The sequence below is a fragment of the Pseudomonas sp. AM8 genome, assembly GCF_036346475.1.
Lineage (GTDB): Bacteria > Pseudomonadota > Gammaproteobacteria > Pseudomonadales > Pseudomonadaceae > Aquipseudomonas > Aquipseudomonas marginalis.
This window is the reverse complement of sequence record NZ_JAOTNX010000019.1, coordinates 1-16,002: the sequence shown is the minus strand read 5'-3', so window position 1 is coordinate 16,002 and position 16,002 is coordinate 1. Positions and strand designations below refer to the sequence as shown.

Below are 16,002 nucleotides of genomic sequence, written 5' to 3'. Positions count from 1 at the left end.
GCAAAGTGTCGTCATTAGAAAAAGGAGAGTGCTGTGTCGCGTAGACGCGTCGTAGTCACCGGTATGGGTATGTTGTCGCCACTGGGTACGGATGTGCCGAGCAGTTGGCAGGGCATTCTGGCTGGCCGCAGTGGTATTGGTCTGATCGAACACACGGACCTTTCTGCCTATTCCACCCGTTTTGGCGGCTCGGTAAAGGGGTTCAATGTCGAGGAATATCTCTCGATCAAAGAGTCCCGCAAGCTCGACCTGTTCATTCAATACGGCCTGGCAGCCGGTTTCCAGGCAGTGCGTAACGCTGGCCTGGAAGTGACCGACGCCAACCGTGAGCGCATCGGCGTGGCCATGGGTTCGGGTATTGGCGGTTTGACCAATATCGAAGAAACCAGCCGCACGCTGCATGATTCCGGCCCTCGTCGAATTTCACCGTTCTTCGTGCCTGGCTCGATCATCAATATGATTTCCGGTTTCCTGTCCATCCACTTGGGGGCGCAGGGGCCTAACTACGCGATTGCTACCGCGTGCACCACGGGTACCCACTGCATCGGCATGGCGGCGCGTAACATCGCCTATGACGAAGCCGACGTGATGATCGCCGGTGGTGCTGAAATGGCCGCCTGTGGCCTGGGAATGGGCGGCTTTGGCGCCTCCCGTGCGCTGTCGACCCGCAATGACGAGCCGACCCGTGCCAGCCGTCCGTGGGACAAGGGCCGTGACGGCTTTGTACTGGCCGACGGCGCCGGTGCCCTGGTGCTCGAAGAGTTGGAACACGCCAAGGCGCGTGGTGCCACCATCTATGCCGAGTTGATCGGGTTTGGCATGAGTGGCGACGCCTATCACATGACCTCGCCACCGTCCGACGGTGCCGGCGCTGCGCGTTGCATCACCAACGCCTTGCGCGATGCCAAGGTCAACCCGGACCAGGTGCAGTACATCAATGCCCATGGCACCTCGACCCCGACGGGCGACCTGGCGGAAGCCGAAGCCATCAAGTCGGTGTTCGGCGCGCACGCCTACAAGCTGGCGGTCAGTTCTACCAAGTCCATGACCGGCCACCTCTTGGGTGCGGCGGGCGCGGTAGAAGCGATCTTCAGCGTGATGGCCATCAAGGACCAGGTCGCTCCGCCGACCATCAACCTCGATGAGCCGGACGAAGGCTGCGACCTGAACTTCGTGCCGCATGAGCCGCAACAGATGCCGATCGACGTTGCGATTTCCAACTCGTTCGGCTTCGGTGGCACCAACGGTTCCTTGGTGTTCCGCCGGTTCGCCGAGTGATGCACAGCTGGGTCGACGGTCAGCCAGCGGACAGCGTGCCCCTGAAAGATCGCGGCCTGGCGTACGGTGATGGCCTGTTCGAGACCATCGCCGTCAAGGCCGGGCAGCCCGTGCTGCTTGACCGTCACCTGCAACGCCTGGATGAGGGCTGCAGGCGCCTCGCTCTCGTTGTGGATCAGACGTTGGTCCGCAGCGAAGTGCAGGCCTATGCCGCCGCTCTCGGCGACGGTGTCCTCAAGCTGATCCTCACCCGCGGCGACAGCCTGCGCGGTTATGGCATCAACCCCGAGGCGCCAGTGCGTCGTATCTTGCAGGGCAATCCGCCTGCTACCTATCCCCAGGCCCATGGAGCCGACGGTGTTCGTCTGTTTGCGTGCGCCACCCGCCTGGCCGAGCAGCCGCTGCTGGCCGGTCTCAAGCACCTCAATCGCCTCGAGCAGGTGATCGCCCGTGCGGAATGGCAGGATGCCGAATATGCCGAAGGGTTGATGCTGGATGTGTCCGGGCGTGTCATCGAAGGCGTATTCAGCAACCTGTTCCTGGTAAGTAATGGCTTGTTACTAACCGCCGATCTGAATCGTTGCGGCGTTGCAGGCGTCATGCGCGCCGAGATTCTGGCTCAGGCGAGCGCCCTGGGCATCCCGGTAGCCGTGGCTGACATCAGCCTTGAGCAATTGCGGGAGGCTGACGAAGTCTTTATGTGCAACAGCGTATATGGCATTTGGCCGGTGCGTGGGTGCGCTGCGATGAGCTGGTCGGTTGGGCCGCTCACCCGTAAACTGCAGGGCATTGTTCGCGCGCTATTGGATATTTGAGTTGATACGAAAACTGGTTGTACTGCTGCTGATCGGTCTGTTCTCGGCGGCTTTGCTGTTGGGGTTTTCCGCGTGGAAATATGACGCTGCCTTGAAGCAGCCGTTGAATCTGACCCAGGAGCAATTGCTCGATGTGCCGGCCGGGGCGACGCCCACCGGGACCTTCAATCGCCTGGAAGCCGATGGCGTGCTCGACGGCGCGTTCTGGTTGCGCCTGTATTGGCGCTTCAACCTGGACGGTCAACCGCTGCACAGCGGTGAATACCGCATGACCCCGGGCATGACCGCCGAAGGCCTGATCGGCCTGTGGCAGCGCGGCGAAGTGGTGCAATACAGCCTGACGCTGGTGGAGGGCTGGAATTTCCGCCAGGTGCGTTCGGCCCTGGCCAAGCATGAAAAGATCGTGCAGACCCTGGCGGGCCTGAGTGACAGCGAAGTGATGGACAAGCTCGGCCATCCTGGCGTGTTCCCCGAAGGTCGGTTCTTCCCGGATACCTACCGCTTCGTGCGCGGCATGACCGATGTCGAGTTCCTGAAGAAAGCCTATAACCGCCTGGATGATGTACTCGCCCAGGAGTGGAGCAAGCGTGCTGCCGACGCGCCCTATACCGACCCCTATCAAGCCTTGATCATGGCCTCCCTGGTGGAGAAAGAGACCGGTGTGCCGGAAGAGCGCGGGCAGATTGCCGGGGTATTCGTACGCCGCCTGAAGATCGGCATGCTGCTGCAGACGGACCCCACCGTGATCTACGGCCTGGGTGAGCGCTACAACGGCAAGTTGACCCGTGCGCACCTCAAGGAAGCCAACCCCTATAACACTTACATGGTTGCCGGCCTGCCGCCGACACCCATCGCCATGGTCGGCCGCGAGGCGATCCATGCCGCGTTGAACCCGGTGCCGGGCAGCAGCCTGTATTTCGTCGCCCGTGGCGACGGCAGCCATATTTTCTCCGATGACCTGGGTGCGCATAATGCCGCTGTGCGTGAGTTCCAGCTCAAGCGCCGTGCCGATTACCGCTCAAGCCCGGCACCGCTGGTAAAACCGCCGGAAGACGTAGCGCCGCCTGCTGATGCACCCGCCGAGCCCGCGCTGGATGCCGCCGCGCCGCAAAGCCCGCAATGACTCTGACTAAGGACTGCCTGTGACTGGCTTGTTTATTACCCTGGAAGGCCCCGAAGGCGCCGGCAAAAGCACCAACCGCGATTACCTGGCCGGCCGCTTGCGCGCTGAAGGTGTCGAGGTGGTGTTGACCCGTGAGCCCGGCGGTACACCCCTGGCCGAGCGCATCCGTGACGTGTTGCTGGCCCCAGGCGAAGAACAGATGAACCCGGACACCGAGCTGCTGCTGGTGTTCGCTGCCCGTGCCCAGCACCTGGCCGAGGTGATTCGTCCGGCCCTGGCCCGCGGTGCCGTGGTGATCTGCGACCGTTTTACCGATTCCACGTATGCCTACCAGGGCGGTGGCCGGGGTTTGTCCCTGGCGCGTATCGCCACGTTGGAAACCTTTGTGCAGGGTGATCTACGTCCCGACCTGACCCTGTTGTTCGACCTGCCGGTGGCAGTGGGCATGGCCCGCGCCAGCGCCCGTGGGCGTCTCGACCGTTTCGAACTGGAAGGCCAGGGTTTTTTCAATGCTGTGCGCAGCGCGTTTCTCAAGCGCGCCCAGGCTGAACCGGCGCGCTACCACCTGCTGGACGCGGCCCAGCCGTTGACGCAGGTGCAGCAGGCCATCGACGCCCTGTTACCCAAGCTGTTGGAGCGCGCCCGTGGCTGAAGCCTACCCATGGCAGGACAGTCTCTGGCAGCAGTTGGCCGGCCGTGCCCAGCACGCCCACGCCTATCTGCTGCATGGGCCGATCGGGATTGGTAAGCGCGATCTGGCTGAGCGACTCATGGCCAGCCTGCTGTGCCAGCGCCCGGTCAACCTTGAAGCCTGCGGCGCGTGCAAATCCTGCCTGTTGCTCAAGGCCGGCAGCCACCCGGACAACTACCTGCTCGAACCCGAGGAGGCCGATAAGGCGATCAAGGTCGACCAGGTGCGTGACCTCGTCAGTTTCGTGGTGCAGACCGCGCAGATGGGCGGGCGCAAGGTGGTGCTGATCGAGCCGGTGGAGGCGATGAACATCAACGCCGCCAATGCCTTGCTCAAGAGCCTGGAAGAACCCTCCGGCGACACGGTGCTGTTGCTGGTGAGCCACCAGTCCAGCCGCTTGTTGCCGACCATTCGCAGCCGTTGTGTACAGCAGGCCTGCCCGTTGCCCAGCGAAGCCATGAGCCTGCAATGGCTGGCGAAGGCGCTGCCGGATTGCTCCGCAGAGGAGCGGATCGAGTTGCTGACCCTGGCGGCCGGTTCCCCGCTGGCGGCCGTCAAGCTGCAAGCCCAGGGCGTACGTGAGCAACGCGCCCTGGTTGTGGATGGGGTGAAAAAACTGCTCAAGCAAGAGCTGTCCGCCACCCAGTTGGCTGAAAGCGCCTGGAAGGACATTCCCTTGCTGCTGCTGTTCGACTGGTTCTGTGATTGGTCGAGCCTGATCCTGCGCTACCAGTTGACCCAGGATGAAAACGGCCTGGGCCTGCCGGACATGCGCAAGGTGGTGCAATACCTCGCGCAGAAAAGTGCCCAGGACAAGGTGCTGACTATCCAGGACTGGATCCTCGCCCAGCGCCAGAAGGTGCTCGGCAAGGCCAACCTCAACCGCGTGCTGTTGCTTGAAGCGCTGCTGGTGCAGTGGGTTGGCTTGCTCGGCCGCCGTTAATTTCCTTGGCCGACGGGTGTATCGTTGGCCAGACACTTTCCGTGACCTAAGTCGTAATTTCCTATGCTTGTAGATTCCCATTGCCACCTTGATCGCCTCGACCTTGCCCAGCATGGCGGCTCCCTGGATGCTGCCCTCGACGCTGCACGCCAGCGTGGGGTAGGGCATTTCCTGTGCATTGGCGTCAGCGCCGAAAATGCTGCCGACGTCAAAGCCTTGGCTGAGCGTTATGCCGATGTGGATTGCTCGGTGGGTATCCACCCGCTGGACCTCAAGCCCGGCGAAGCCCCGGCCCTCGACTGGCTGCTGGGCGAACTCAATCACCCGCGCGTGGTGGCCATTGGCGAAACCGGCCTGGACTACCATTACGAGCCGGAAGCCGCCGAGTTGCAGCAGGCCTCGTTTCGCCTGCATTTGCAGGCCGCCGGGCAAACCGGCAAGCCGGTGATCGTCCACACCCGTGGTGCCCGTGCCGACACCCTGGCCCTGTTGCGCGAAGCCGCGTTGCCCCAGGCCGGCGTGTTGCATTGCTTTACCGAGGATTGGGACATGGCCAGGGCAGCGCTCGACCTGGGGTTCTATATTTCCCTGTCGGGCATTGTCACTTTCCGCAATGCCGATGCCCTGCGCGACGTGGCGCGCCAAGTGCCAGCCGACCGCCTGCTGGTGGAAACCGACTCGCCGTACCTGGCGCCGATTCCCCATCGTGGCAAACCGAACCTGCCCGAATATGTACGGGATGTGGCGGACTACCTGGCGATGCTGCGCGGTGAGTCCTATGAGCGCTTTGCCGAGCAGACCACCGAGAACTTCAAGCGCCTGTTCCCGCTGGCCCACGTCGCCGCATGACACGACTGAATCGCAGGCAAAAAAAACCCGGGTTCTGGGGGGTGAATCCGGGTTAAGACCATTAGGAGTAAAACAAGGGCACACAGTCCGTCGGTACCCAGGTCGGCGCTTCACTTGGGGGAGATGTCACGCCGACAGTTCAAGTATTGATCAGTATCTGATTCAGTCCAGTCGCGACTGATCGTTTTTTAAACAGATTTGGAATACATGCGCTTCGCTTGAGTTCTCATTGGGCAGGTGCACGGGTGCAGTTGTTGCGTATTATTTCTGACTGATAGGCATGAAAACGTTGGCGCCTTGAAAGTAAAGTGCAGGGCGGGTTCACATAGACGTTGCCCAACGACCGTTCAGTCGGGATAATCCCTCGCACTGGGTAAATCGTATCGCCATGTATTCGTGGCCCTGCGCAGCCCTCCCTATTCCGACCTTTGCAGACCTCTTCCTCATGCACAAAGAACCCCGTAAGGTCCGTGAGTTTCGCCGCCGTGAGCAGGAAATTCTCGACACCGCACTCAAGTTGTTCCTCGAACAAGGCGAAGACAGCGTCACCGTCGAGATGATCGCGGATGCCGTGGGTATTGGCAAAGGCACGATCTACAAGCACTTCAAGTCCAAGGCCGAGATCTACCTGCGCCTCATGCTCGACTACGAGCGCGACTTGAACGAGCTGCTGCATTCGGCCGATGTCGACAAGGACAAGGAGGCCCTGTCCCGGGCCTACTTCGAGTTCCGCATGCGCGACCCGCAGCGCTACCGCCTGTTCGACCGCCTGGAAGAGAAGGTGGTCAAGGGCCATCAAGTGCCGGAGATGGTCGAGGAGCTGCACAAGATTCGCGCCTCGAACTTCGAGCGCCTGACCCTGCTGATCAAGGGCCGCATCAGCGAAGGCAAGCTTGAAGACGTACCGCCGTATTTCCACTACTGCGCCGCCTGGGCCTTGGTGCACGGCGCCGTGGCGCTGTACCACTCGCCGTTCTGGAGCAATGTGCTGGAAGACCAGGAAGGTTTCTTCCAGTTCCTGATGGATATCGGTGTGCGCATGGGCAACAAGCGCAAGCACAGCTCCGAGCCGGCACTGGTTGAAGCGGCCCCCGTCGAAACCCCGGCCACGTAATGATTTGCTGCCAGGCGCAGTAACCCAGGAATATACTCAGGCAAGGATATTGCTAAAAGCTGATTTATCAGTCAGTTTTTAGCACGCCCGAATCATCCTCTGCCGGAGTGATCCATGATCGTTGATCGTCAAGGCAGGCGTTTTCGCAATTTGCGGATCAGCCTGACCTCAGCCTGCAATTACGCGTGTACCTACTGCGTGCCGAACGGCAAGCGGCTGGTGGCTGCCCAGGACGAACTCTCGGCCGAGGCCATGGCCCGTGGCGTGGCCTACCTGATCGAGGCGGCGGGCATCGAGCGCTTGCGCATCACCGGTGGCGAGCCGCTGGTCAGCCCCAAGCTGGAAGCCTTCATGGGCGCCGTGGGCGGCATGGGCCTCAGCGACATCAGCCTGACCACCAACGGCCAGTTGCTGGCGCGCAAACTGCCGCTGCTGGTGGATGCGGGGATTCGGCGTATCAACGTCTCCCTCGATACCCTGGATGCCGGCGCCTTTCGCAGCATCGCCCGTGGCGGCGACCTGGCGACCGTGCTCGATGGCATGGACCAGGCGCGTGCTGCCGGGATCAAGATCAAGGTCAACATGGTGCCGTTGCGCGGCCAGAACCTCGACCAGGTGATGCCGCTGCTCGACTACTGTCTGGAGCGTGGCTACGAGCTGCGTTTTATCGAGTTGATGCGCATGGGCCACCTGGCCAAGGACTCCAATGCATTCCTGCAGCAGTTCGTCAGCCTGCAACAACTGCTCGGCCTGATCGGCGAACACCACGAATACCTGCAAGCCAACGCTCCCGTGGACGCCACGGCGGTACGCTACGAAGTGCCGGGCAAAGGCTTCTTCGGCGTGATCGCCAACGAAAGCGTACCGTTCTGCCGCACCTGTTCACGGCTGCGCTTGTCGTCGACCGGCTGGCTGCATGGCTGCCTGTCGTCGAGCAACCGTCACTATGTCGGCGACCTGTTGGACAAGCCTCGCCACCAGGCGCTGCCGGCCCTGCAAGGCCTGCTGATGAAGGCCTTGGGCGATAAGCAGGAAGTGGCCTTCTCCGGCGGTGCGACGATCATGAAGATCATTGGCGGATAATGCTTTCCCAAGATTAAACATCATCCAATGTGGGAGGGAGCAAGCCCCCTCCCACATTTAGTTCTGCGTTGTTTCCAAATGGCGCGGATTCTGCATCTCGTGTCCATTCGCCGGTTTTCCGTCACCGGCTTCTGGAGGATTAGGATGCGTAGTCTGGTTTTGTTGCTGGCGTCGTTGACGCTGAGTGGTTGCATGACCGTCAGCGATATGGCCGAAGGCACCCGTTATCAGATGAGCGACGCCGGGTTGCTGGACCACAGCGACACTCGTCGTACCGCCTCGGTGCGCATACAGCCGGATTCCTTTGTCTTTATCGCCCAGGGTGCATTTGTACCGCCCGGCAGCGCCTACCCGCGGCCGAATGTGGTGGCCGAGGAAGCCTTCAACGGTTTCGTCGAATACTTCCCCATGGTGCGTCGTGCTCGTCAGCCGGAAGGCCTGGAGCAGGCGATGGCCGAGGCCCGTGCGGCGGGTGCCCACTACCTGCTGTACTGCCGTTTCGCCAAGGCCGATGACCGTATCGGCAACGCCGACGAATGGGCTGATCAAGAGGCGCTGGACCGGCTTGGCCTGGACAACGGGGTAATCCAGATCATGTTGATCGAGACCAGCACCCAGTATTTGATTGATACTGCACGTATTCGCAGTCGTGGCGGTTTACTGACGTTCCACGACAACAAGCCAGAAGACCTGATTGCCCGCCCCTTGGCGCAGTACGCCCGAGGCCTGTTGGGCATGGGCGATCAGTAACACCAAGGAGAACACCATGACCGATTCCGCCAAGGCCAACGATCTGTTGGCTCAGTTGCCCAAGGGCAAGGGACCGGCGCCGGTGCATCTGTGGAACCCGGATTTCTGCGGCAACATCGACATGCGCATCGCCCGTGACGGCACCTGGTTCTACCAGGGCACGCCGATCGGGCGTAAGCCGATGGTCAAATTGTTCTCTACTATCATCCGCCGAGATGGCGATGATTACTTCCTGATCACCCCAGTGGAAAAAGTCGGTATCACCGTCGATGATGCGCCCTTTGTCGCGGTTACTCTCGACGTCGAAGGGCAGGGCGAAAGCCAGGTGCTGCGTTTCACCACCAACGTCGACGAGCAGGTTGCAGCCGATATTGAGCATCCACTGCGGGTGGTGATCGATCCCGTCACCCAGGAACCGTCCCCCTATCTGCGCGTGCGTACCAACCTCGAAGCCCTGGTGCATCGCAATGTGTTCTACCAATTGGTGGAGTTGGCAGTGAGTCGCCCGATCAATGGTCAGAACTGGCTTGGCGTATGGAGCGGCGGCGAGTTTTTCCGTATTGGCCTGGAGCCGTGAGACCGGTTTTTTCATCTCCCTGAAATAATTCGCTTGCTGCAAATGGCCGCTTTCGGTTATCAATTTGTACATGATTAGACATGTCCGATTTGATAAGAAAAAACGCGTCGTCGACGAGCTCATCCGCCGTATCGAGGGAGGGGTGATGGCCGACGGTTTCCTGTTGCCGGGCGAGCATCAACTGGCTGAAGAGTTTGCGGTCAGCCGGGGCACGCTGCGTGAAGCCCTCGCCGAACTCAAAAGGCGCAATTACATCGCGACCCAGAGCGGCGTGGGCTCCATCGTCACATTTGATGGCATGGCGCTGGATCAAACCAGCGGTTGGGCCCAGGCCCTGGCGGACACCGGGGCCCTGGTGACCACCGATATTCTGCGCCTGGAAGCGGTGACGCGCGCCGATCTGTTCAGTCGCTTCGGCACCGACCAATTTATCGCCCTCGACCGCCGTCGCCGCACGACTGATGGCACGGCCGTTTCCCTTGAGCGCTCGCTGATGCCCGCGTCCGGTGGCGTGGAAAGCCTGCCGCGCGTTGGGCTGATCGACAATTCCCTGACCATCACCCTGGCAGCCTACGGTTACGTCGGTGCCGAAGGTGACCAGTGGATCGGCGCCGAGCCCCTCAGCGATGAAGACGCCGAGCTGCTTGGCCGCCCGGTGGGCACGGTGTTCCTCAAGGCCTCGCGCACCACCTACGATCGCCGCGAGCGCTTCATGGAGTACGTCGAAAGCCTGCTCGACCCTCTGCACTTTCGCCTGCACCTGCAGTTTGGATCTTCGAAATGACCCCGAATACCCGCGCCCTCGGCGCTTTCTACGGCCTGGCGTTGGGCGATGCCCTGGGCATGCCCACCCAATCCCTGAGCCGTGAGCAAGTGCAACAGCGCTTCGGTGCCATTACCGGCCTGGAAGATGCCGACGCCGACCAACCCATCGCGCCCAATATGCCGGCGGGCTCCATCACCGATGACACCGAGCAAGCGATCCTGGTGGGTGAGCTGCTGGTCGAGGGCCGAGGCAAGATCGACCCCGCCGTGCTCGCCCGGCGCCTGATCGATTGGGAAGCGGTGATGCGCGCCAAGGGCTCCCAGGATCTGCTCGGCCCGTCGACCAAGCGTGCAATCGACATGATCCTCAACGGCCATACCCCGGAAGAATCCGGGCGCTACGGCACCACCAATGGCGCCGCCATGCGCATCACCCCAGTGGGAATCGCCGCCGATGTCAGCGACCCGGCGCGATTTATCCAGGCGGTGATCCAGGCCTGCCAGGTCACCCACAACACCAACCTGGGCATCTCCAGCGCCGCGGCAGTGGCGGCGGTGGTGTCCGCGGGCATCAACGGTGTGGACTTGGGTGAAGCCTTGAATATCGGCACCCAGGTGGCTCAACAGGCGGAAGGCCATGGCCATTGGATTGCCGGCGGGCGCATCTCCACCCGTATCAGTTGGGCGCGCACCCTGAGCGTCGGCAGCGGCGACACAGCCCTGTTCGCCGACCTGCTGTATGAATTGATTGGCACCTCCGTCGCCTCCCAGGAATCGGTGGTGGTGTCGTTTGCCCTCGCCCAGCAAGTGGCGGTGGGGGCCATGAACGCGTTCGAAGCCCTTTGCCTGGCCGCCAGCCTGGGCGGCGATACCGACACGATTGCCGCGATGCTCGGCGCGATGCTCGGTGCCTGCCTCGGCCTGCAGTGCTGGCCCGAATCGATGATCAAACAGGTCAAGCAGGTCAACGGCCTCGATCTGCAGCCGCTGGTTCAAGGCTTGCTCGCATTGCGCTGAGTCAGGAAGACCGCGTATCCGCCACAACCACAACAATACAGGCACCAGGAGCACCACTCATGAGCAGCACTTCTTCCGGCCAAAGCGCCGGGCAATTGGAAACCCGCGGTATCGAACCGGTCCCTGAAGGCGAGTGCAACGGCCATCCACTGCAACTGTTCTGGGTGTGGTTCGCCGCCAATATCAGCATCCTCGGCCTGCCCCTCGGCGCCACCCTCGTGGCGTTTCGCGGCCTGGCCATCTGGCAGGCGATCATCGTCGCGATCCTCGGCGCCGCGGGCTCGTTCGCCGTGGTGGGCATCATCTCCATCGCCGGCCGTCGCGGTCGTGCCCCCAGCCTGACCTTGTCCCGCGCCATCTTCGGCGTGCGCGGCAATATCGGCCCGACGCTGGTGTCGTTGATGTCGCGCCTGGGCTGGGAAACCGTCAACACCACCACGGCGGCCTTCGTGTTGCTGTCGTTGTGTTCAATTCTGTTCGGCTCTGCGGTGGAGGCGAAAAGCGCACCGGTCCTCACCCTGATCTTCATCGGCATGTTCGTGTTGCTGACCTTGGCCGTATCGGGCCTGGGCCACGCCACCTTGCTGGTGATCCAGAAGTGGGCCACCTACGTGTTCGGCGCGTTGAATATCCTGGTGGGCGGTTTCCTCTGCGCCACCATCGACTGGAGTGCGGTGTTCAACGCCACCCCGGCTCCCCTGAGCGCGATGATCATCGGCATCGGCACCATGGCCGCCGGTACCGGTATCGGCTGGGCCAACGCCGGTGCCGACATGTCGCGCTACCAGCACCGCAGCGTCACGGCCGTGCGCCTGGTGGCGTCGGCGGCATTTGGTGCGGGCATTCCGCTGGTGTTGCTGATTACCCTCGGCGGCCTGCTGTCGGTTGGCAACAACGACCTGGCCGCGGCCACTGACCCGATCATCGCGATCCGCGACATGCTGCCCACCTGGATGGCGGTGCCGTACCTGATCACCGCGTTTGGCGGGCTGCTGCTGTCGAACAACCTGTCGGTGTATTCGGCCGGCCTCACCACCTTGACCCTTGGCCTGAAGGTCAAGCGCGTGCATGCGGTGATCGTCGACATCGTGGCGATCTTCGCCGGTTCCATCTACTTCATGCTGATCGCCGACAGTTTCTACGGCCCGTTCATCACCTTCATCTCGTTGCTGGCGGTGCCGATCACCGCGTGGGTGGGGATCTTCGTGGTCGACCTGATCCATCGTCACTACTACAGCCCCAAGGACCTGCTGGACGTGAGCCCGAGCAGCGCCTACTGGTATCGCGGCGGTGTGGAATGGCGCGCCTTCGGCGCCTGGGCCGTGGCCATCGTGCTGGGTTTCAGCTTCACCACCATCGGCACCACCGCCGAGAATATCTGGTTCGCCGGGCCGTTGTCCGACTCCTGGCTCGGCCACAATGGCCTGGGCTGGATCGTCACTTTCCTGGTTGCCGGTGGGATTTATGCGGTACTGGGCGGCGCGGCTGACCGTCGTCCGGCGTTGGTAGAGAGCCCTAATGTCTAGATTGCTGCACACCGGCCAGGTCATCGTCGACCTGGTCATGGCCCTCGACACCTTGCCTGCGACCGGCGGCGACGTTCTGGCCAAGTCCGCCAGCTTCGAAGCCGGCGGTGGTTTCAACGTGATGGCGGCGGCGCGGCGCAATGGCTTGCCGGTGGTCTATCTGGGCCGTCACGGCACTGGCCGCTTCGGCGACCTGGCCCGCGCAGCGATGCAGGCCGAGGGCATTGACATGGCCCTGGCGGCCAGCAGCGCAAAGGACACTGGCTTGTGCGTGTCCCTGACCGAAGCCACTACCGAGCGCACGTTCATTTCCCATATCGGCGTCGAGGGTGAACTCAGCCAGGAGGATTTGACCACCGTCGTACCGCGTGTCGACGACTACGTCTACGTCAGTGGCTACAGCCTGCTCCTGGAAGGCAAGGCCCAGGCGCTGATCGACTGGCTGCTGGCACTGCCCCGGGAAGTCGTGGTGGTGTTCGATCCGGGGCCGCTGGTCAAAGCGCCGGATTCGGCCTTGATGGGTGCGCTGTTGCCACGTATCGATATCTGGACCAGCAATGGTCCTGAAGCCTTGGCGTTTACCGGCGCGGCGGACATCGCTGCAGCGTTGCCGGCGCTCAGCCAGCACCTGCGCGCCGAGACGCTATTGGTGGTGCGTGACGGACCGAATGGCTGCTGGGTGGGGCGTGCGGGTCAGATCGAGCATGTGCCGGGCTTCAAGGTGCAGGCGGTGGATAGCAATGGCGCGGGCGATGCGCATGCGGGCGTGTTTATTGCGGGGTTGGCGGCTGGGTTGAAACCTGCTGCGGCAGCACAGCGGGCGAACGCAGCGGCGGCCCTGGCGGTGACGCGTTGGGGCCCGGCAACTTCCCCTGGCACCGCTGAAGTCGACGCATTACTTACTGACTGAACATAGGCCCAAGCATGTGAGAGGAAGGCTTACTCCCTCTCACATTGGGTTTTACATGAGGACTACTGGCGCGTCTCACCTTCGAGTTTGCGCGCCTCGTCCACACCCGACGCCGTCAACTTGATCGGCAGATTCAGCGAGTATTCACCGGCGTCGTCGGTGGTCACATGCCCATCCTTTATCAACCCGCGGTCTTGCAGAAATGCCAACGCACTGGCGACCACTTTCTCTCCGCGGTAGTTATCCAGCACTTCCTTGCCCAGCCCCTGGGGATGAGCGTGCAGCAGGCGGGTGAGGACTTCTTTTTCAAGGTCTTTATCGACGTTCATGCGTACCTCTTCATTGGGGAATGATCGGGTGTTGCGATTGCATTTGATGCGTTAAGGCGCAGGCTGTTTCGGCGCGCCTGGCAGGTTCGAGTCATCACCTTTATTGATCTTCGGCTCATTCACCGAAGGGCCCATTTTGCCGTTGCCGACGGCCGCTGGCGCCTGGCGTTGGGTATCGTGACCCTGGGTATGCGGGTCGGCACCATTGGTGTTATCGATGACCGCACCACCGTTGGTGTCCAGGCCGGTGCCCATGGATTTCTGCGATTCGCTGGTGGCGTCCGGGTTGGTAGGACCGGTGGACGACGTGGCAGCGAAACCACTCAGCGAAACCGAAGACAACAGGCCGGCAAATGCGAGGGCGGCAAACTTGGAATGCTTCATGAGGGTGTCTCCATATGATTGATGTCCTTACCCTCTATTGGTCAGTTGTGCCTTGATGATCGTGCCTGGGTGGCGACGAACGGTGCCTTGGCACCTGTAAGATTTTGTGTGTCGGCTGCCGGGCTCCCCATAAATTGCACTGCAATCAGTCATCAAAGCGCCTTAGTATGTGTGCTTTGAAATTGCCCAAGGCTCGCCCATGACCATCGAGATTCGCCCCGCCGTGCCCAGCGATGCTGCGCAGATCCTGACTTTCATCACCGAACTCGCCGAGTACGAGAAAGCCCGGCATGAAGTGATCGCCAGCGTGGTGGACATCCAGCGCAGCCTGTTCAGCGAGGGCGCCACCGCCCATGGCCTGATCTGCTCGCGGGATGGCTTGCCGATTGGGTTTGCGGTGTTCTTTTTCAGCTATTCCACGTGGCTGGGCAGCAACTGCCTGTACCTGGAAGACTTGTACATCAACCCGGAACAACGTGGTGGCGGGGCGGGCAAGAAGCTGTTGCGTCATTTGGCGAAGATTGCCTTTGATAACGGGTGCGCGCGCTTCGAGTGGAGCGTGCTGGACTGGAACGAGCCGGCGATTGCCTTTTATAAATCCATCGGCGCCCAGCCGCAGGAGGAGTGGGTGCGCTATCGCATGGAAGGTGATGCGCTGCGGGATTTTGCTCTCGGTTGAAGCCACCTTCTTGAACACACTGTAGATCAAATGTGGGAGGGGGCTTGCTCCCGATAGCGGTGAATCAGTCAGGCTTTGTGTAGCTGACGTGCCGCTATCGGGAGCACGCCCCCTCCCACATTATTTTTTGCTTTTGTTCAATATATGGGATGCAAATTTATATATTGAGATATTTCAAATGATGGGTTTATAGTCGTCCGCATCAGCACTCACTACCAAAAATAAAACAGGTGAAGCGATGCAGGCCCAACCGTTGTCATTACCCGCCGTGCCCGAGCCAACCTACGGCGAGCGCCTGAAGAACAAGGTGGTGATCATCACCGGCGCCGCCCAGGGCATTGGTGAGGCGATCGTCGCGTGTTTCCAGGCCCAGCAGGCGCGCCTGGTGATCGCCGATATCCAGGGCGAAAAGGTCGAGAAAGTCGCTGCCCACTGGCGCGAACGCGGCGCCGAGATCTACGCCCAACCCGTCGATATCACCTCCAAAGCGCAATGGCTGGCGTTGGTCAATGTGGCCATTGAGCGCTTCGGCCGGGTGGATGTGCTGGTCAATTGCGCCGGGGTCAACGTGTTCCGCGACCCGCTGGAGATGAGCGACGAAGACTGGCGCCGTTGCTTCGCCATCGACCTCGACGGCGCCTGGTACGGCTGCCGCACGGTGCTGCCACACATGATCGAGCAGGGCATCGGCAACATCATCAATATCGCCTCCACCCATTCCAGCCACATCATTCCCGGCTGCTTTCCCTACCCGGTCGCCAAGCACGGCCTGCTCGGCCTTACCCGCGCCCTGGGTATCGAATACGCGTCCAAGGGCATCCGCGTGAATGCCATCGCTCCTGGCTATATCGAGACCCAGCTCAACGTCGACTACTGGAACGGTTTCCCCGACCCCCACGCCGAACGCCAGCGTGCGTTCGACCTGCACCCGCCCAAGCGCATCGGCCAGCCCATCGAGGTGGCGATGACGGCGCTGTTCCTGGCGACCGACGAGGCGCCCTTTATCAATGCCACCTGCCTGATGATCGATGGCGGGCGGTCGGTGATGTACCACGACTAGAACTTGCCACTCCCAATAACAACAAGAGGTGCCGTTCATGAAAAAAGCAATACGCGTACTGGCAGCTGCCGCCGTGCTCAGCGGCCTCAGTACTTTCGCATTTGCCGAG

Annotated in this window: 18 protein-coding genes; 16 read left to right on the top strand and 2 right to left on the bottom strand. The window is 61.7% G+C overall.

The window, feature by feature from the left end; translation table 11 throughout:
* Positions 1–33 precede the first annotated feature (33 nt).
* The 14 genes from fabF to V3W40_RS31440 all read left to right on the top strand — a co-directional run bounded on the left by fabF (position 34) and on the right by V3W40_RS31440 (position 13,441).
* On the top strand, positions 34–1,278 hold the full coding sequence (gene fabF / locus V3W40_RS31505) for a beta-ketoacyl-ACP synthase II (protein WP_065926163.1): 1,245 nt from the start codon (positions 34–36) through the stop codon (positions 1,276–1,278).
* Positions 1,278–2,093 carry an aminodeoxychorismate lyase gene (pabC, locus tag V3W40_RS31500; protein WP_330216326.1) on the top strand — a complete coding sequence of 272 codons (816 nt, stop codon included), beginning with the start codon at positions 1,278–1,280 and terminating at the stop codon, positions 2,091–2,093. The genes fabF and pabC overlap by 1 nt, the downstream gene beginning before the upstream one ends.
* A gap of 1 nt (position 2,094) precedes the next feature.
* On the top strand, positions 2,095–3,216 hold the full coding sequence (mltG, locus tag V3W40_RS31495) for an endolytic transglycosylase MltG (RefSeq protein WP_330216325.1): 1,122 nt from the start codon (positions 2,095–2,097) through the stop codon (positions 3,214–3,216).
* 19 nt (positions 3,217–3,235) lie between these two features.
* Positions 3,236–3,868 carry a dTMP kinase gene (gene tmk / locus V3W40_RS31490; RefSeq protein WP_330216324.1) on the top strand — a complete coding sequence of 211 codons (633 nt, stop codon included), beginning with the start codon at positions 3,236–3,238 and terminating at the stop codon, positions 3,866–3,868.
* Entirely contained in the window at positions 3,861–4,850 is a 990-nt protein-coding gene (locus tag V3W40_RS31485; protein WP_074847484.1) for a DNA polymerase III subunit delta', read from the top strand. Before tmk ends, V3W40_RS31485 begins: the two co-directional genes overlap by 8 nt.
* 63 nt (positions 4,851–4,913) lie before the next feature.
* Entirely contained in the window at positions 4,914–5,699 is a 786-nt protein-coding gene (locus V3W40_RS31480; protein ID WP_323146244.1) for a TatD family hydrolase, read from the top strand.
* Positions 5,700–6,144: 445 nt separating this feature from the next.
* Complete coding sequence (locus V3W40_RS31475; protein WP_027607814.1) at positions 6,145–6,813, top strand: TetR/AcrR family transcriptional regulator; 669 nt, start codon at positions 6,145–6,147, stop codon at positions 6,811–6,813.
* 114 nt (positions 6,814–6,927) lie between these two features.
* Positions 6,928–7,896, top strand: a complete 969-nt coding sequence (locus V3W40_RS31470; protein ID WP_065926347.1) for a GTP 3',8-cyclase MoaA — start codon at positions 6,928–6,930, stop codon at positions 7,894–7,896.
* Between the two features lie 144 nt (positions 7,897–8,040).
* Positions 8,041–8,646, top strand: coding sequence for a DUF4823 domain-containing protein (locus V3W40_RS31465; RefSeq protein ID WP_027607816.1), 606 nt, complete (start codon positions 8,041–8,043; stop codon positions 8,644–8,646).
* 16 nt (positions 8,647–8,662) lie between these two features.
* Complete coding sequence (locus V3W40_RS31460; RefSeq protein ID WP_065939054.1) at positions 8,663–9,223, top strand: DUF1285 domain-containing protein; 561 nt, start codon at positions 8,663–8,665, stop codon at positions 9,221–9,223.
* Between the two features lie 70 nt (positions 9,224–9,293).
* The gene (locus V3W40_RS31455) at positions 9,294–10,007 is read left to right on the top strand and encodes a GntR family transcriptional regulator (RefSeq protein WP_330216323.1); all 714 of its coding nucleotides are present in this window, start codon (positions 9,294–9,296) and stop codon (positions 10,005–10,007) included.
* Positions 10,004–11,005 carry an ADP-ribosylglycohydrolase family protein gene (locus tag V3W40_RS31450; RefSeq protein WP_330216322.1) on the top strand — a complete coding sequence of 334 codons (1,002 nt, stop codon included), beginning with the start codon at positions 10,004–10,006 and terminating at the stop codon, positions 11,003–11,005. The genes V3W40_RS31455 and V3W40_RS31450 overlap by 4 nt, the downstream gene beginning before the upstream one ends.
* Before the next feature lie 59 nt (positions 11,006–11,064).
* Positions 11,065–12,531 (top strand): purine-cytosine permease family protein, encoded by a 1,467-nt coding sequence (locus V3W40_RS31445; RefSeq protein WP_065926344.1) that lies wholly within the window; start codon positions 11,065–11,067, stop codon positions 12,529–12,531.
* Positions 12,524–13,441: a PfkB family carbohydrate kinase gene (locus V3W40_RS31440; RefSeq protein ID WP_065947750.1), complete on the top strand. Its 918-nt coding sequence runs from the start codon at positions 12,524–12,526 to the stop codon at positions 13,439–13,441. Before V3W40_RS31445 ends, V3W40_RS31440 begins: the two co-directional genes overlap by 8 nt.
* Before the next feature lie 62 nt (positions 13,442–13,503).
* On the opposite strand, the gene V3W40_RS31435 is transcribed toward V3W40_RS31440, so the two are convergent.
* The gene (locus V3W40_RS31435; protein ID WP_027607822.1) at positions 13,504–13,770 is read right to left on the bottom strand and encodes a hypothetical protein; all 267 of its coding nucleotides are present in this window, start codon (positions 13,768–13,770) and stop codon (positions 13,504–13,506) included.
* 51 nt (positions 13,771–13,821) lie between these two features.
* Positions 13,822–14,154 carry a hypothetical protein gene (locus V3W40_RS31430; RefSeq protein WP_092490123.1) on the bottom strand — a complete coding sequence of 111 codons (333 nt, stop codon included), beginning with the start codon at positions 14,152–14,154 and terminating at the stop codon, positions 13,822–13,824.
* 199 nt (positions 14,155–14,353) lie between these two features.
* On the opposite strand from V3W40_RS31430, the gene V3W40_RS31425 reads away from it, so the two are divergent.
* On the top strand, positions 14,354–14,833 hold the full coding sequence (locus V3W40_RS31425; protein ID WP_027607824.1) for a GNAT family N-acetyltransferase: 480 nt from the start codon (positions 14,354–14,356) through the stop codon (positions 14,831–14,833).
* 238 nt (positions 14,834–15,071) lie between these two features.
* Complete coding sequence (locus V3W40_RS31420) at positions 15,072–15,893, top strand: SDR family oxidoreductase (protein ID WP_330216321.1); 822 nt, start codon at positions 15,072–15,074, stop codon at positions 15,891–15,893.
* Positions 15,894–16,002 lie beyond the last annotated feature (109 nt).